This window comes from Teredinibacter haidensis, assembly GCF_014211975.1.
Classification (GTDB): domain Bacteria; phylum Pseudomonadota; class Gammaproteobacteria; order Pseudomonadales; family Cellvibrionaceae; genus Teredinibacter; species Teredinibacter haidensis.
The window spans coordinates 4503512-4520167 of sequence record NZ_CP060084.1; the positions used below are offsets into that span (position 1 = coordinate 4503512).

Consider the following 16656-nt stretch of genomic DNA (forward strand, 5'->3'; position numbering starts at 1 on the left):
TCTACTTAGGTAAGACTTTAATTTTGTCGCTCTTATAGAGTTCAATTTTTCCCCATGGAACCCACTTTTTTTCTTCCGACTTAGTAAATATTACCAAGTACTTAATTTCAACTTTCGCAACCCCGATTAGAGGGTCAAGGGTAAACGTCGTTTGCGCAAAAACCCCCTCTCTATTAATATCTAGGACATCCTCTCCCGTAACTTTGGTCTCACCAGAAACGATCAAAGATGCTGAGACAATGTAGTCGCTACCGATTCGCCCTTTAATTGCCAACTTAACTCCACCTTCAACTGTAAATTTTGCTTGTCCATCTATTTTCTGTGTTCCTTCAGGATAAAATTTCGCATGAGGGGAGCCCTGCAGCATTCCTTTACAGCCAGCTCCTACCGAAACCAAAATATCGGCTAAATGATCAGCCGTTAACTTTGAAAGACTAGGAGGTATACCTGACGCAGTCATTGCTAGCGTCATCATGCTAACTGAAAGTGTTAATTCAATACCTAATATGGGGTTTAACCCAAAAGACGTAGATATATCATAAAACGCATTCCAGTCTGAATCCTCTTTCCAGCCCCAGCTTGCAGAAAATGAGCCTGTAGGGCCTGTAATAACTGGTTTTAGTGTGACGGGGCTGGCATTGAAATATTTTTCCCCCCACTTTTCCCAGGACTTTTGTACTTTATCTACCCAGTCAGCAAATATATCGAGGTTTCCTTCCACTGTATAATATTGGCTTGGGTATGTTTCTATTTCGACGCTTTTAATTTCGCCATCACACCCTTTACCTGAAATATTGGTGATCATAGGTTTAGCGTTAATGGGCCATTTATCTGCATCTTTATCTTGCAGGTCAGCAATTTCTACGTCTGATTCTCTTTCGTTTTTCCAAACACTATCGCCAATTTTTAATTGGTGACACTTGTCTGATTTGTTGTTTTTTAGTGTCGACGATACGGTAACGACATCCGTCCCTCCAATTTCCTTCTTAATAGAGATTTTGACCCCCATTAAGGCATATTCGCTTGACTGTGTTATGTCTGGAGTTGGAACAACTCTAATAATTTTGCTTGGTCCAACAGATCTCCCATGCGCGCATCTGACATTCAGGTTAACGATAGAGCAACACGTACATTGTTCACCTTCGTTACAACCGTCAACATGTGGCCCAAGGCTTACTGCTCGGCTTCCGGGCAAATGAGAGAACGCTTCTGGGTAACTACTTTCAGATTCGGCCTTTGGCGATGAGCTACTTTCGGCTTTTTCTACAACAACGATTTTCCCGGCTGCTACCTCCTCTGCTACGCAGTCTAGGGCCGAGATGTCTGGCCTGCGTATATATGGGGTTGTTGCGCCCATGTCGCTGAGTATTTTGTTTAGTTGCGTTTCTGTGAGCTGGAAGCCGGAGATGTAGTCGCTAGCGGCTTTCGGTGAGCCAAACTGCCGGTAATTTCCATTATGGGTGTCTTGCAGCAATGAGGCCGCTGGCAACAGTTGCATAAAGGTGTTGCTGCTACCTTTAAATGTTCGGTGTTCCATTCCGCGCTTGGCTACTTCGGCTTCGGTGATATTAAAGATTCTAATTCTGCCGTTGGTGACAAGTGTGGCAAAGCGGCTTTCCATGGACTGGTTTGAATCCGACGAAATGCTTTGCAAGCATTCCAGCGATACAATTTGCCGCCAATAGCTTTCTGGTGCGCGCAGGTTGCGAATAAATTGTATTGCCGAGACGGGATCTGTGAGCTCTACGGGTGCTAACCCTGGAGGTGCAATACCATCCCGAGAGGTGTGTATTCGGTAGTAGCGGCCGTGATTGTCTTGTATTGCCTGACCAAGCATTGCGGTATTTTCACACTCCCTGTTTTTACAATGGTAAAAATGCAAATGAGTAAGGTAGCCGTTGCGGGTTTTACGTTAATTGAATATGTTTATATTCGATTAAGTCACTTGCGTCCGAGTGATGGGGCTTTCAATTCACCGGAGACAACGCGAAGGCTGGTTACTTTACCCGTTGGCGATGTGGTTAACTTGCGTACAACTTTACCCGTTTACACGGGCTTTTTGCAGTGTGCGCGATTACGTATAGAACTAAGCACGCTCTCTCATTATGATTGATGCTAGCGGCAATATCTTCGGCTGAGCGCACAAAACGCACACATAAGGGGGTAATTATTGCCTTGATTTTTCATCGTAAGCGTGAGCGTGTTGGGCCGCCTTATTCGTGCGGGGAAACGGGGGCTTCACACTATAAAAACACCTAACTGCTGGACGCGGGCCGTTAAGCCAGATTATTTCCTGGAAAAGCACGCATAGTGTGCCCAGCCAGAGAATGATTTTTCTACCATTATCGCGCGGTTGGAACATGGCTACTTCGGTGTGTAGGCTCGTAACTCCTGCGCTCCGGTATAAACGCGGCTATTCTGAGTATTATAAATATAACTGTTCATCCCCTCGCCCTATATCAGGGCATGGCTCGAGTTAATACTTGTGAATAGGTGTTAATCTTAGGCGTTTGTCATTGTGGTTGGCCTTTTAACGGCTATTTTGCTGTGGGTGTTAAAGACCTAAGTTTCGTCGCAACTCTGGAGTGTTTTACATGATTCGTGTTACAGATCCGCTAAAATTTACTTGTTTCGAAAACGTATTGAGTTATGTGCGGGGGCTTCCCAGATATCTATATCCCTCTGTTTTCTTCTGCCTCCTTTCTTGCGGCGGTGGCGGGACTGGCGGTGAGACAGCGATACCGACGATTTCTCCCACGGCGATACCTACTTCGATGCCGACACTGGCCCCGACTCCCGCACCAACCGCAGCGCCGGAGCCTACCCCGGTACCGGTAGCCTGTACGGTGGATTGCGATGTGGATATTCGGATCAACGAGGCGGTGTCTTCAAACTCGATTTTTGAAGACGATGACGGCGATGAAGAGGATTGGTTTGAGCTTTATAATAATGGTACTTCCAATACTGATCTGGCGGGGTGGACGCTTACGGACGATGCCGACGAGCCGGATCAATGGACATTGCCTAGCTACATTTTTCAGCCGGGGGAGTACCTTGTTATTTGGGCGTCCAAAAAAGATCGTGCCAATGCTGATGCAGCCATTTTCCATACTAATTTCAAAATTTCTTCTAAGGGTGAAACCCTTTTCTTGTTTGATGCTACAGCAGCACAAATGGATTCGCTTGCGGTAGAGAACGTAGCGCCAGAAAAATCTGTTGGTATTTCAGCGGACGGCAATACCGTTGTTTATTATGATCAGCCTACGCCTGGCTCGCAAAATGCCACCAGCGAGTATGCGGGTATTACGACCTCGGAGATCGTTTTTTCGGATGATGGCGGTCTGTTTGAGGGTGGCGAAATAATCCTTAGTGGTAATGCGGAGGACGAAGTGATTCGCTATACGCTGGATGCAACTATCCCAACGAAGAGTTCGTCGCTTTACCGTGATCCTCTGGCCGTAAGCGAAAATACAGTTGTTCGCGCGCGAATTTTTCAAGAGGGTTACATTCCTTCTCGAACCGACAGCCGTACATATATTTTAAGTGATGCCCACGATATTCCTGTTATTACGCTGGCAACCGAGCCCGACAATTTTTTTGATAGCGATACCGGGATTTACATCTATGGCGACTCGTATGAGTCTGCTGATCCTCACTATGGGGCGAATTTTTGGGAGGATTGGGAGCGTGATGTTCACTTTGCGTTTTATGAGGAAAATGGTGATTTGGGTGTTGCCATTGATGGCGGAGTAAAAATATTTGGCGGTTGGAGCCGGGCGCACGATCAACGCTCTCTGTCGATTTTTGCGCGTGGTCGCTATGGCTTTAGTGAGCTTGAATACCCCTTGTTTCCGGATCTTGACTACGATGAGTTTCAGGCGTTGGTGTTGCGGAATTCGGGTAACGACTGGATGCGTACCATGTTGCGTGATGCAACGCTTACCAGCTTGATGGATGGTAGTGTTTTGGATCATCAGGCCTTTCGTTCCGTAGCGGTTTACCTGAATAAAGAATACTGGGGTATGTACAATTTACGCGAAAAAGTGAATGAGCATTTTCTGGCTTCGAAGCACGATATTGATGCAGACGATATTGATTTGCTGGAGCGCGATGGGGAGATAATCGAAGGCGATAACAGCGATTACCTCGCGCTTATCGATTACGTTACTACCCGCAATTTAGCCGTAACGGAGTACTACCAACATGTTGCGAGTGAAATCGATATCGAGAACTTTATAAGCTATGTTGTGGCTGAAATATATTTTAATAACCAGGACTGGCCGGGTAACAACATAAAGTTTTGGAAATCCCCCGAGACCAAGTGGCGCTGGATTTTGTACGACACGGAATTTGGTACCGGTATTTATAATAGCGTGGATTATTCTGATAACGCGTTGGTAAGAGCTTTGGCGAGCAACGGCCCCGACTGGCCAAACCCTCCCTGGTCAACGCTGCTGCTTAGGCGCTTGGTCGAAAACAGCAGCTTCAAAAACCAGCTGATTAGTCAATTTGCCGATGAGTTGAATTCCCGCTTTCTGCCAGCGAACGTGCGCTCGCGTATTTCTGCTGTGGCGGCAAAAATGGAAAATGAGATCCCTCTGCATTTTGCTCGCTGGGGCGAGTCCCCCGGGCGTTGGACGGATGAAGTCGAAAACTTTAAAAATTCGATTACAAATAGGCCGGGTTATCTGGTGAGCCATATCGAGAGTCAATTTGGTCTAGCGGGAACACATCGCTTAACGGTCACGAGTGAAAGTGCGGCCTTTGGCTCCGTAATGGTTAATTCGCTTAATATTGCTTCAACCTCTTGGAGCGGCAATTACTTTGAGGGGGTGCCGGTGGAGGTGACGGCGATACCGGCAGAGGGATACGAGTTTTCTCGCTGGACCGGTGCGAGCACCGCAACAACTGCTAGTATTCAGTTGAGTCTTACGGGGAGTGCCAGTATCTCTCCGGTGTTTGTTCTAGTATCAGAATAACCCCTTTGGCTTACAGCTTGCCACTGCAAATGATGGCGTGGCAGGCTGTGAAATAACAAGGGGTTCATTTATTTACAATAAGTCTAACTCAAGCCGCATTACCAGCCCGTTACGAAGAGGGTAGGCTTTGCGGCGTTTATGACTGGTTGGGGGGCGGAGAGTGAACACTGGAAATGGCCTTAGGGCTTATATGTTCGTTACCAGAATGAACTTTGTTTAATGCCAATAGAAGCTTATATTGGGGACAAAATTGTTGACCAGATAAGGCCAATAGCGTAGGTTATAGTCCTTCTGACAAAAAGGTGGGTGTTCTAAATATCCGCCTTGCGAGTGTAGCCGTTGTCAAGGTTTGTGATTGTCAGTTTTAGATCGATTTAAAAAGTATAATTCCTTGAAAATAGGCCAAATCTTCACTTTTAGAATAAGAGATATAGTATGAAAGCGATACATTCCATAGCTTTTGGCTTGGGGCTTGCCCTGGCCTCGGCTGTTCAGGCACAGTCCGACGTGGCTCCTGTCGTTATCGAAGCGGAAGATGGTACTTTGGGTGCCAACTTCGATACTGGTGTAGGCACCGATGACCCGTCCGAATATATTTATCCAAATAATGATCATGGTGATGTAGGGACAACGGATGAGCCAGGTTCTGACGGCCGCGTAGCGACCTACAGCGTTACCCTCCCGCAGGCGGGTGATTACGATATTTATTTCCGTTTTGCTGTGGGGCCAGATGTGGGAAGCGATGACAGTTTCTTTGTTGGCCTTGGCGCTTTAAACCCTTTAGCTGTAGATGGCTGGACTATGTGTAACGGCCTCTGGGAGTTTGGTTACACCGAGGCCAATATTGTCGTGGATGGTGCGGGCAGTAGTGGTGCTGGAGAGTCATTTAGGTGGGTGAGCATGACGGCATGGGATGGCTGTCAGCTAGGTGTAACTGCGACTGCCGATACACTTACCCAAACCTTTAGTTACGGTGCTCGTGAAAACGGCTTGTTTATTGATAAGTTCGTATTTGGATTGAAAGGTGACGAATTTACAGTTGCCGACCTCACCGAAGGTCGTGCCGCTACTGGAGCAGTACCTGTTGTAACACTCCCTCCAATTGCCAATGGAATTGAAGGTAAGTACCTTGGTAGTGCTTATAGCTCCTCCCAAAGTGTTCAGTTTACTGGTTACTTTAATCAACTTGTGCCAGAAAATGCCGGTAAGTGGGGTTCTGTTGAAGCAACTCGCGATACCATGAATTGGGGCACCTTAGACGAAGCGTATGATTTCGCTCAGAGCAACGATATTCCTTTCCGTATGCACGTATTGGTGTGGGGAAATCAACAGCCAGCTTGGATTGAAGGCCTTACGCAAGAAGAGCAATTGGAAGAAATTACCGAGTGGTTCGATGCCGTTGCTGCAAGGTACCCCAATATCGACTACCTTGAAGTTGCCAACGAAGTTATCAATGACCCTCCCTCTGGTGAAGGAAACGGTAATTACATCGATGCTCTGGGTGGTGCCGCTGATAACGCATGGCTGAAAACCGCGTTTAGCATGGCCCGCGATCGCTTTCCCAATGCCACGTTATTGATCAATGAATATAACGTTCTTTCTGGCGGTGTGCTGGATGACTACAAAGCAATAATTGAAGATTTACAGACAGATTCACTGGTTGATGGTATCGGTATTCAGGCTCACGCGTTCTCGACTCGTGGTCCAGCTTCGGGTATTCAGGCAGCACTGGATTCTCTCGCTGAAACTGGCTTACCTATTTACATTACTGAAATGGATATAGATGGTAACCCTACTGCGGCTGAAGACGAAGTCTTTAGCTCGGAAGAGTCCGATATGATTCAGCTTGCTGAATATAAGCGCCTTTTCCCGGTAATTTGGGATCATGATGCTGTTGCCGGTGTAACCCTATGGGGTTACCGTCCGGGTCTTTGGAGAGATGATCAAGAAGCTTTCCTTGTTAATGAGGATGGTGATGATCGCCCGGCTGCGAAGTGGTTGCGCAGCTACGTTCAAGGCTCCAATGCTGTTCCTGTGATAGATAGCAACAGTCTGCAACTTAGCGTTGACGAAGAAGTACTTGATGGTACTACCGTTGCGAATCTGATAGCGGATGACCCCGATGGGGAAAATGCGAACCTGACTAATTGGACGATTGTTGGTGGTACCGGTTTGGGTCGCTTTACTCTTGAAACAGATGCTGATGGCACAGGCCTGCTCTTCGTTTCTGCTGGATCCGTGCTCGATTACGAAACAGCCGCAAGTTATACGCTGGACGTGATTGTATCGGACGAAAACTATGCGGATTCGGCGGTTACAACAGTGACTATCAATCTAAACGATATTGAAAATGACGGTGTTGTCGGTGAGCAAACCATCTGGCCAGCCATTGGCGAGAACGATGGTAATGGCGAAGGTGGCGGTGGTGCTGCTAATGCTGCGTTCCTGCTGATGTTGGCCCTGTTTGGCTTCGGCGCGTATCGTCCACGACGTAAGCACTAGTTTTAATTAAAGACCCTCTCATAAGCCCGGCAATTGCCGGGCTTATTTCGTTCTGATGCATGAGGTGGTTGTTGTACTTGTTTTAATGTTTAGCAAAATGAAAGTGAGGCTGGTATGAATGGGGAAACGAAGGTAAATAGAGCCAGGAATAACATAATTGGAACGATGTTGATTGTTGTTGTGTTAGCGATTTTGGGGTGTGATAACACCGAAAAAGAGAGCGTAAACACTTCGGACAATTTGGCAGTGGGTGCGGTGGCAACGGGCCACTATGCCAATTTATTTGTTGCGGCGGGTTATTCTGCTGCCGACGTAAAAAATAGGATTGACTCTGCTTTCCAATTGTTATTTTTTGGTGACCCTGATACCCAGGCGATTTACTACCCCAGTGGCGGTAATGACAACGGTCCCCTAGCCTATATCTATGATGTTAACAGCAAGGATGTGCGGTCGGAAGGTATGTCTTACGGCATGATGATCGCGGTACAGCTGAATAAAAAAGAGGTATTTGATTCAATCTGGAATTGGTCGCTCACTTATATGTACAACAGAGGTGAAACGCATCCGGCAAAAGGTTTCTTCGCGTGGTCGGTGAAAACGAGCGGTGAGATTATAGATGAAATGCCAGCGCCAGACGGTGAAGAGTATTTCGCCACAGCATTGTATTTTGCTGCAGAGCGCTGGGGTAATGGGGAAGGCATTTATAACTACAGTCATTACGCAGATACCATTCTGCATGATATTCGTCACCGGGAAGTTATCACCGGTATGACCATGCGTGGCGAAATGACAGGCGGTAATCTTTTCGACGAAGATGCGAAAATGGTTCGCTTTACACCTGATATTGCCAATGCTGACCACACCGATGCCTCCTATCACTTGCCATCGTTTTATGAGGTTTGGTCAAGGGTAGGGCCAAAAGAAGATCGTGATTTTTGGAAGAAAGCAGCGCAAGTCAGCCGTGACTATTTTGTAAAAGCAGCTCACTCGGAGACGGGGTTAACTCCTGACTATGGTAATTTCGATGGCACGCCCTGGGCAGCGCCCTGGCGAGCTGAATCTGAGGATTTTCGCTACGATGCTTGGCGTACGGCAATGAACTGGTCGATGGATTGGTCGTGGTGGGCTGCAGACCCTCGTCAGCAGGAGTTGAGTAATCGTCTGCAGCGGTTTTTTGAGTCTCAGGGCTTGGAAGACTATCAAAGCCTCTATTCGCTTGAGGGAAAGATGTTGGGTGGTGGTCAAACAACCGGTATTGTTGCGATGAATGCGACGGCCGGCATGGCTGCAAATGAGGCCAGAAAACATGACTTTATTCGTGCCTTGTGGGAGCTATCTGTTCCCACGGGCCCTTACCGTTACTATGATGGAATGCTCTATATGATGGCGTTTTTACATTGTGGTGGGGAGTACAAGGCCTGGCTGCCGACACCTTAATAGAGGGGGGGCCGAAACCCCATCTGTTTTTTTTACCCGTCATAGGGTGCTAAGATATGGCCGTGTGCTCTGCTAGCTTACGGCCTGTTTTAATGGTTTGTGCTGAATAGCCCGGGGGGTGCGACTAAGCTGATTGTGTATGTCGTCGTTACACATTCAACCTGATCCCCGCTGTTGGGGTGTTTCTGCCTATGGATGCAACCCCATTCACATGATACCTATTCGGTTACTTCCCCTTGAAAGAGTTGTACTGAGTTCTCTTTTTGGTTTAGCCATTTTCCTGTTTATTTTACTGCTAAGTCTTCGGGCATTTTCTCAAGTTGATCTAATTAACTCCTCCGTTAAGCATATTCATATTCGCCATCCTCTGCATGAACAAGAAGAGCTATTGTATGCGAGAAGTACGCAATATTTTGTGAATTTGTTGAAGCTGGCTGCGAAAAATTCGGGGTATACCTTATCACGAGAGCCTGTTGTTCTTCCTTCTATTACGGGGAGCCGTAACGCGCGCAATCTGCAGTCTAAGCTGTACGATATCAACTGGATGCATACAAATAGTGAGCGAGAACAAGAGCTTCTCCCTATTCGGATTCCGTTGTTCCGTGGCTTAATTGGTTGGCGAATTTTTCTTGTGCGTCGAGAAGACAGCGAAAAATTTGCAGGAATAAAAGTTGTCGATGATATCCGTTCATTGACTGCAGGAATTGGACATGACTGGCCGGATATTGCAATTTATCGCCATAATAAATACAAAATATTTTCTTCTTCGGGACGACAAAGCTTGGTTTCCATGCTGAAAGGGCGGCGTATCGACTATTTTCCTCGCGCGATCCCAGAGGCTTGGAAAGAGATAGATCTTCTTAATGCTCATGACATTGTTGTGGAAGATACCTTGGCTCTTCGATACCATTCTGCGTATTATTTTTTTGTAACGAAGGAAAATAGAGAGCTAGCAGAGTTAATAGAGAAGGGGTTACAAATTGCTATTGACGATGGTTCATTCGAAAAAATGTTTTTTGAGTATTATGATGATTATTTGGCCAGAACAAAGCTTGAAAATCGTAAGGTATTCAATATGGCGAACCCTCATTTTCGGGACGTTGCGAACCCGGAAGATGCAAAACTCTGGTTTGAGATTGAAGACTATATACGTTACAAACGTACAAAAGCGGGTATTAAATATTAAGAGCTGCGCATACTAATTCTAGCTGCAAGTGATTCACTGAGGTTTAACAAATCCTTGGTAGAGGCTCATCTTCGAGAGGGTTTAATACGCGTTGACCGCCAATGGATGTGTGCATAACAACCCGTTGGTGGTTTTTTGTAAAGCGTCCAATAATGGCGGCACCTTTTCCATTGTCGCATTGTTTCCACAGGGCGAGCGTTTCTTCTGCGATTGTGGAATCCACAATCGCGACAACTCGGCCTTCACAGGCGAGGTTAAAAGGGTCATATCCAAGCATATCGCAAACAGATTGTACGGCCGGTTGAATAGGCAGGCTTTCTTCAAATAAATCTACGCCCAGAGTCGATATTCTGTTCCAGTCCTGTACTACCATATTCAGCCCGCCCCGGGTGGGGTCGCGTAGCAGTGTTACCTTATCGGGTTGCTGTAGCTTGCAGAGAATATTGACCAGAGGCCAGATGTTGGCCGAATCGCTGACAATATCACTGCGTAATCCAAAGGCTTCTCTTGCCATCATTACCGCAATACCGTGGTTGCCAATAGCGCCTGATACCAGAATAGCGTCGTCGGCTTTGATTTTACTTTCGTCTAATTGCAATTGCTCTATTCGTTTGCCAATGCCTGTTGTAGCGAAGTAAACTCCGCCGCCGTGCCCTTTGGGAACAACCTTGGTGTCGCCGGTTACAATGTTGATATTGGCTTGTTTTGCTGCACTGGCCATTGAATCGACTATTTTTTCCAGGTCTGAAAATTCAAGGCCTTCTTCAATAATGGCATTAAGGCTTAAATATTTTGGGGTCGCGCCCGATACAGAAAGGTCATTAACGGTTCCGTGGATAGCGAGGCTACCGATGTCTCCGCCCGGAAAAAATAGAGGCTGAACGGTAAATCCATCGGTTGTCATGGACCAGTTACCGCCATCGAGATGTAAATAAGCTGCGTCTTTTTCGGTGTTGAGGAAACTATTGGTTAGACGTTTGGCAAAAACGTTGTCCACCAGTTCGCGCATAAATAAACCGCCATTACCGTGTGCCAGCGTTATTTTCGCCATTCTGCTTACTCTATTTATTGCTTGTTTATGCGGGTATAACTTCGCTTAACTTTTTTGAACTCTTTTTCAATACGGCAGCGGCCTCTATCGCCTGGCCGATACACAGGCCTCCATCATTGACCGGAACAGATTGTGGGTGGTGAAGTTTTAATCCGTGCTCTGGTAATAAATGGCTAAGGTGTTCGATCAAAAGGCGGTTCTGGAATACACCGCCACTGACACCAACGGTTGTGATGTGTGTTTGTTCCGAAAGCAGCAGGGCTTGTCGCAACAGTGAATGAGCCAGTGTGTTGTGTACAACGCGCGCTGCAAAGGCTTGATCCTGCTGGTTGCGCATAAGCCATTTGATTAGGCCAAGCCAGATAACTTCTTCGCCAACAATAGGGAGATCAATATATTTATGGGTGTCGGAGGTTTCGGCAATGGCCGCGAGTTGCATTGGTGCCTGGCCTTCGAAGCTGGCGTTTTTACATACGCCCAGCAGTGCAGAGCAGCCGTCAAGCAGGCGTCCGATCGCCGAGGTTAAAGGCGAATTTATATTTTGTTCCCACATGGACTGCAGAAGGGGATCGTTGGATTTAAAGCTTTTCCCGCAGTGCAGCCTCAAGCTATCGGCAATGCGCCAGGGTTCTCGCGCTGCTCTATCTCCGCCCGGTATTTTAAAAGGCTTTAAGTGGAACATGCGCTGCCATTGGCCGGGTTTTCCGAACAGACATTCCCCCCCCCAAAGGCCATTGTCGCTACCGAGACCAACGCCGTCCCAGGTAAAGGCGATTATTGTCTCGTCTGCTTTTAAATCATTGCTTCCAGTTTGAGCATATAAGCTGCTTGCGTGAGCATCGTGGTGATAAACCGCGTGCTGTTTGACCTTTTGTTTTTTTGCCCAGCGGCTAGTGGCGTAATCCGGATGGGCGTCGTGGGCAATGATATGTGGTGTTCTCTGGTAAAGGCGCGCAAAGTCTGTGGCAAGCATTTCGAAAAGTTCCTGGCTGGGCAGGCTGTCCATATCTGCTATATGTGGTGAGACCACAAGCCGATTGGCGAAACTAAGGCACAGTGTGTTTTTACTTTGGGCTCCGGTTGCAAGTAGGGTTTCTCCGTCCAGAAGGGGGTACGGCGAGCGCAATTCTAGGGGAGCGAGGCCACGACCAATTCTAAGCGTATGAGCTTTTTCTGCACATATTTGTATAACCGAATCATCTGCGGGACGGCGAATAGGTCGATTGTGATCGAGTACCCCATCGATTAGATGTGACAGGCGGTTTAGCACGTCTTTGGAATCGGTTATTACCGGTTCACCACTGATATTGGCAGAGGTAACCACAAGCGGTCGCTGCAGTTGATCCATAAGCAAAAAGTGTAGGGGGCTGTAGGGAAAAATAATACCAATTTCGTTTAAACCCGGTGCAATTGAATCTGGTAGTTTCGACTCGGGTCGTTTGGGGCAAAGTACAATTGGTCGAACAGGTGAAATTAATTGTTGTATATGGGCTTCGCTGGCTAGGCTATGTTCACCCAATTGCGCTGGCAGTAGCATTACTGCCAAAGGTTTATGGGCGCGGGGTTTGGTCTGTCGTAACCAGCTAATTGCTGTCTGGTTATAGGCATCGCAAATTAAGTGAAAACCGCCGATGCCCTTTACAGCAATAATCTGACCGTTATCAATAGCTTTGCAGGCGGTATTTAAACTGTCCGCTTTTTTCCCTTCAAGCTTACTGGTAAATTCGATTTGAGGGCCGCATTTCGGGCAGGCAAGAGGCTCGGCGTGAAATCGTCTGTCTTGGGTGTTGTAATATTCTTTTGTACAGTCCTCGCATAGCTCAAAATCTCTCATAGAAGTTGAGCAGCGGTCATACGGAAGTTCATCGATAATGGTGTAGCGCGGACCGCATTGGGTACAGTTTATAAAAGCGTAACAGTGTCGGCGATCATCATCGTGTAGAAGTTCCCATTGGCAGTCGGGGCAGCAGTAAAGATCGGCAGGAAGGTGAATTTCGCTGATGGTATGTGTGTTTGCTTGTGCATCGCTACCGAGGATCACAAATGTTTTTAGTCGATGAACCGTTTTGTCGAGGCGATCGCGAATGGTCGGCTTTGCAAGTGGCGGCGCGTCGGTGATCAGCCTCTGTTCAAATTGTGTGATGGCTGCTTCGTCACCCTCAACTAAGACCAATACGCGGCCGTTAACGTTCTGCACCCAGCCGTTGAGATTGAGCTTGGTTGCCAAACCGTGTACAAAAGGACGAAAACCGACGCCCTGTACTAAGCCCCCCAAAATATAATGCCGGGCAATCATTACGTATTCCTTTTAAGTGCGAGCACTCCACCAAATCTTGCAGGCACCTTCGTCGGATACCATGCACGGGCCAACCGGTTGTCTCGGTGTACAGCTTGTCCCGTAAAGTGGACATTGGTTGGGACGTGTGCGAGCCATCACCACATCAGCGCACTGGCAGCTTTTCGGCATGGCATCTTGCGTGATAAGAGTATGGAGCTTGTCTCTATAAGACGAAAATGTTTTATCTGCATTGATGGTGTCTAGTTCCGGCTGTAATTGGTAGCCAGAATTGTCGATCATACCTATACCACGCCAGTTTGCACTGTTTATGTCAAAAATCTTATGGAGGATTGTTTGTGCGACGGAATTTCCCTTCGCTGTGACCGCCTCTGGATAACAGTTGACTAGTTGAGGGTTACCTTGCAGTGCGTGCTTTAGCACACAGTAAAAGGCGTGTAGCAGGCTTTCGCTTTGAAATCCAGCGATCGCGGTTGGCAATTGATAGTCGTCGACTACAAACTGCCATTCATCGGCGCCCATAATGGTAGCAACGTGGCCCGGGGCGATCATGGCGTTAATGGGGGCGGAGCGTTCATCACCCAAAAGCCGTGCGACCGCAGGCCAGGTGCGGCGTCCGGAAATCAAAAATTGAATGTTTTTTGGAAGACTGCCGCGGTATCGTTCGTAAACAAGTGCTGCCACCGGAGCCATCGTGGTTTCAAAGCCAGCGGCAAAGAACACGATTGTTCTTTCGGGATTGGCCAGCGCAAGCTTACGCACTTCCATCGGCGATGCAATAGCGCGAATATCGGCACCAGCGGCCTTTGCCAGCTCCATGGAGCGAATGGATTTCGGAAGCAGGTTCGTTTTGCTTGCGTTGTTAATCGGTACACGCAACATATCCCCAAAAGCAGCGAGTGTCACATCTTCGTTTAATGCGATACTTATCGCCAGAGCAATATCTGATTCTGGGCATACACACACGGGACAACCCGGGCCGGGGATTAACTTTAGCCAGTTGGGAAGTGCCGAACGTAACCCCGCTTGGGTAATACTGCGCTCGTGTCCCCCGCATACATTTAGCAAATTGAATGGCGATTTTGGCGCTGGAAGGCGATGAATTTTTTCCAGCCAATAGCGCGCATCAAGCGGGGTCATACGGTTTCGCCAATCACTTTTGTTGCCATATTCAGAGCTTGGGTGCGGGTGTTTAACCATTTCAGCCAGCCGTCCATGCCTGCCCCGGTTTTTGCGGAGACCTTCCATACGGGATTTTGGTTGGCCAGTTTACGAAAATTATTTTCGGCACGTTCTACAGAAAAATCATCAAAAAAATCCAATAGTTCGATTTTGCTTATAACCAAACCTTCAACTTTCTGAAACAAAATGGGGTACTTAAGCGGCTTGTCGTCACCTTCGGTTGTGGAGAGCAATGCAACACTCGCATTTTGACCCAAGTCGAAGGCGGCGGGGCAAACCAAATTTCCGATATTTTCAATAAATAATAGATCGATATTTTCCAGGTCTAATTGGTGCAGCGCCTGGTGAATATAGTGGGCATCTAGATGACAGGCACTGCCCGTCGTGATCTGCACCGCGGGAACGCCTTGCTGGCGAATACGGTTTGCATCGTTTTCCGTTTCGAGATCGCCTTCTATAACGGCAATTCGATATTTCTTGCCGAATTTTTTGATGGTGCTTTCAAGTAAAGATGTTTTCCCTGCCCCTGGCGATGACATAAGGTTCACACAAAATATGCCGTGGCGATTTAATGTTGCTCTATTGCGAGCAGCCTGGTGATCGTTGCGAGACATAATATTGTGCAACATATCATGGCTGTGTTCGTCGACGGCGATTTTTGCCGGGACAAAATGGGCTGTTGTCGATATAGGTTGTTGTTTTCTGGGGTGAAGGTTGCAGCCACAAGTTTCACACATGGGAGTTGTCCTCCTCGGGATTAGAAAAATGTCTAAAAATATTCAGTTTTAAATCTGCCGGCTCTTCATGCATTTTTATATTAACAAGCAGCATCTCATCGCCAGAAAGCATTTGAGTATTGTGATTCTCGTTGTTAAGACAGGCTAGGTAATTTTTGCGAAACCTCTGTGCGTCTACTTCGTACCTTTCTTCGCAGTCCCGGCAATAAATGGCGGCGGGAATTTCTTCTATATAAAGTGGAACGATGGGAGAAAAGAAAACACTATTGTGAGTACTGTTGGCGTGTTGTTTGTGGGAGGGCCAGTAACGGTGAAAATCGTGAAGAGCAACATCAAAAGCGCGTTTGAGTAAATGTTTGTCGACGCCTGAAAATAGACTCAGCTGAACCGTGAGCGCGGTAATAATGAGGTTACTGGTGGTGTCGTTGTAATTCGGGTGCAGCTGGCGATATTGGTCTTTTGCTATTTTCAACGCTTCTCGTAGGAGGTTTTGACATAGACTGAACTCATGCATGAGAGCCTCCAGAGTTAGCCCCTTCGTTACTTATTGCAGTTATTTGTTTTGCTTGCATTGCGTCGTAGGTTTCTCTGCTGGCCTGTGCATCGGGAGCAGGTACCTTTTGGATGGCGTAACCCAGGTGAACGAGCACGTAGTCGCCTTCTTGTGGCTGCTGCCCATCGATTAAATGAAGATTTACATCTCGAAAAACACCAGCTGCTTCGCAGTTGGCGATATCCTCACGGATCTCTCGAATTTTCATGGGAATTGCTAGGCACATAAAACAACCTTATGATAATGCGGGAAAACTATTTCACCGTTCAAGAGTTTATGCCCGGCAAAGGTTGTATTTATTGATATATCGCATATTTCACCTGTGTCTTTTGGATTACTTTTAAAAACGGGATTTTTTTAGGTAGAGCGAGTGAAGCAATGCCGGAAGAAACTCCCAATGTTCGCGTTATCTCTAGTACGGTGGAATTGGCTCCGTGCTGTGTATGATTGCGATCGATAAGTAGCAGCTCTCTTATAGCTGTTACTGGTGCTGTACGATATGGCGATTAAGAAAACTTTTTCGGCTCGCCGGGCTTTATTTAAGCTCACAATAATAATTTACTGAAGCAGCTGAAAAAACCTTCCTTTACTGTCTTCGCAGTCTACAAGGGATAGAACGCGGTGTTTATTAAGATCACCACCGTTCGCAACGATCCTTGTTATGCGTATTCTTCATTAAAAAAATATTTTTCGAAATAACAAGACCGTTGCATTGGCTAATGTTTTCGCAGAA

Annotated in this window: 11 protein-coding genes; 4 read left to right on the forward strand and 7 right to left on the reverse strand. The window is 47.1% G+C overall.

Features of this window, described 5'->3' with window-relative positions:
- Nucleotide 1: 1 nt before the first annotated feature.
- Entirely contained in the window at nt 2–1837 is a 1836-nt protein-coding gene (locus H5715_RS18445; protein WP_075186428.1) for a hypothetical protein, read from the reverse strand.
- 757 nt (nt 1838–2594) lie between these two features.
- On the opposite strand from H5715_RS18445, the gene H5715_RS18450 reads away from it, so the two are divergent.
- The 4 genes from H5715_RS18450 (at nt 2595) to H5715_RS18465 (ending at nt 10104) form a co-directional block, all read left to right on the forward strand.
- Nucleotides 2595–4979, forward strand: coding sequence for a CotH kinase family protein (locus tag H5715_RS18450; protein WP_083608091.1), 2385 nt, complete (start codon nt 2595–2597; stop codon nt 4977–4979).
- Nucleotides 4980–5414: 435 nt separating this feature from the next.
- A complete protein-coding gene (locus tag H5715_RS18455; RefSeq protein ID WP_075186430.1) occupies nt 5415–7481 on the forward strand; it encodes an endo-1,4-beta-xylanase in 2067 nt (688 codons plus the stop codon).
- A 114-nt stretch (nt 7482–7595) separates the two neighbouring features.
- Entirely contained in the window at nt 7596–8918 is a 1323-nt protein-coding gene (locus tag H5715_RS18460; protein ID WP_075186431.1) for a family 8 glycosyl hydrolase, read from the forward strand.
- Between the two features lie 139 nt (nt 8919–9057).
- On the forward strand, nt 9058–10104 hold the full coding sequence (locus H5715_RS18465) for a substrate-binding periplasmic protein (protein WP_139309819.1): 1047 nt from the start codon (nt 9058–9060) through the stop codon (nt 10102–10104).
- Between the two features lie 43 nt (nt 10105–10147).
- Here H5715_RS18465 and hypE read toward each other — a convergent pair whose 3' ends face one another.
- The 6 genes from hypE to H5715_RS18495 are packed head-to-tail and all read right to left on the reverse strand — an operon-like array spanning nt 10148 to nt 16149.
- Nucleotides 10148–11155 carry a hydrogenase expression/formation protein HypE gene (hypE, locus tag H5715_RS18470; protein WP_075186433.1) on the reverse strand — a complete coding sequence of 336 codons (1008 nt, stop codon included), beginning with the start codon at nt 11153–11155 and terminating at the stop codon, nt 10148–10150.
- Between the two features lie 25 nt (nt 11156–11180).
- Nucleotides 11181–13451 (reverse strand): carbamoyltransferase HypF, encoded by a 2271-nt coding sequence (hypF, locus tag H5715_RS18475; RefSeq protein WP_075186434.1) that lies wholly within the window; start codon nt 13449–13451, stop codon nt 11181–11183.
- 12 nt (nt 13452–13463) lie between these two features.
- Nucleotides 13464–14591, reverse strand: coding sequence for a hydrogenase formation protein HypD (gene hypD / locus H5715_RS18480; protein WP_075186435.1), 1128 nt, complete (start codon nt 14589–14591; stop codon nt 13464–13466).
- Nucleotides 14588–15370 (reverse strand): hydrogenase nickel incorporation protein HypB, encoded by a 783-nt coding sequence (gene hypB / locus H5715_RS18485; RefSeq protein ID WP_075186436.1) that lies wholly within the window; start codon nt 15368–15370, stop codon nt 14588–14590. Before hypB ends, hypD begins: the two co-directional genes overlap by 4 nt.
- Nucleotides 15363–15884 (reverse strand): hydrogenase maturation nickel metallochaperone HypA/HybF, encoded by a 522-nt coding sequence (locus H5715_RS18490; protein ID WP_075186437.1) that lies wholly within the window; start codon nt 15882–15884, stop codon nt 15363–15365. The genes hypB and H5715_RS18490 overlap by 8 nt, the downstream gene beginning before the upstream one ends.
- Nucleotides 15877–16149, reverse strand: coding sequence for a HypC/HybG/HupF family hydrogenase formation chaperone (locus H5715_RS18495; protein WP_075186438.1), 273 nt, complete (start codon nt 16147–16149; stop codon nt 15877–15879). The genes H5715_RS18490 and H5715_RS18495 overlap by 8 nt, the downstream gene beginning before the upstream one ends.
- Between the last annotated feature and the right edge of the window lie 507 nt (nt 16150–16656).

Bases quoted from the DNA above. Each gene is read 5' to 3' on its own strand.
- H5715_RS18445 (WP_075186428.1), bottom strand. From the start codon at position 1,837: ATGCTTGGTCAGGCAATACAAGACAATCACGGCCGCTACTACCGAATA.
- H5715_RS18450 (WP_083608091.1), top strand. From the start codon at position 2,595: ATGATTCGTGTTACAGATCCGCTAAAATTTACTTGTTTCGAAAACGTA.
- H5715_RS18455 (WP_075186430.1), top strand. From the start codon at position 5,415: ATGAAAGCGATACATTCCATAGCTTTTGGCTTGGGGCTTGCCCTGGCC.
- H5715_RS18460 (WP_075186431.1), top strand. From the start codon at position 7,596: ATGAATGGGGAAACGAAGGTAAATAGAGCCAGGAATAACATAATTGGA.
- H5715_RS18465 (WP_139309819.1), top strand. From the start codon at position 9,058: ATGTCGTCGTTACACATTCAACCTGATCCCCGCTGTTGGGGTGTTTCT.
- hypE (WP_075186433.1), bottom strand. From the start codon at position 11,155: ATGGCGAAAATAACGCTGGCACACGGTAATGGCGGTTTATTTATGCGC.
- hypF (WP_075186434.1), bottom strand. From the start codon at position 13,451: ATGATTGCCCGGCATTATATTTTGGGGGGCTTAGTACAGGGCGTCGGT.
- hypD (WP_075186435.1), bottom strand. From the start codon at position 14,591: ATGACCCCGCTTGATGCGCGCTATTGGCTGGAAAAAATTCATCGCCTT.
- hypB (WP_075186436.1), bottom strand. From the start codon at position 15,370: ATGTGTGAAACTTGTGGCTGCAACCTTCACCCCAGAAAACAACAACCT.
- H5715_RS18490 (WP_075186437.1), bottom strand. From the start codon at position 15,884: ATGCATGAGTTCAGTCTATGTCAAAACCTCCTACGAGAAGCGTTGAAA.
- H5715_RS18495 (WP_075186438.1), bottom strand. From the start codon at position 16,149: ATGTGCCTAGCAATTCCCATGAAAATTCGAGAGATCCGTGAGGATATC.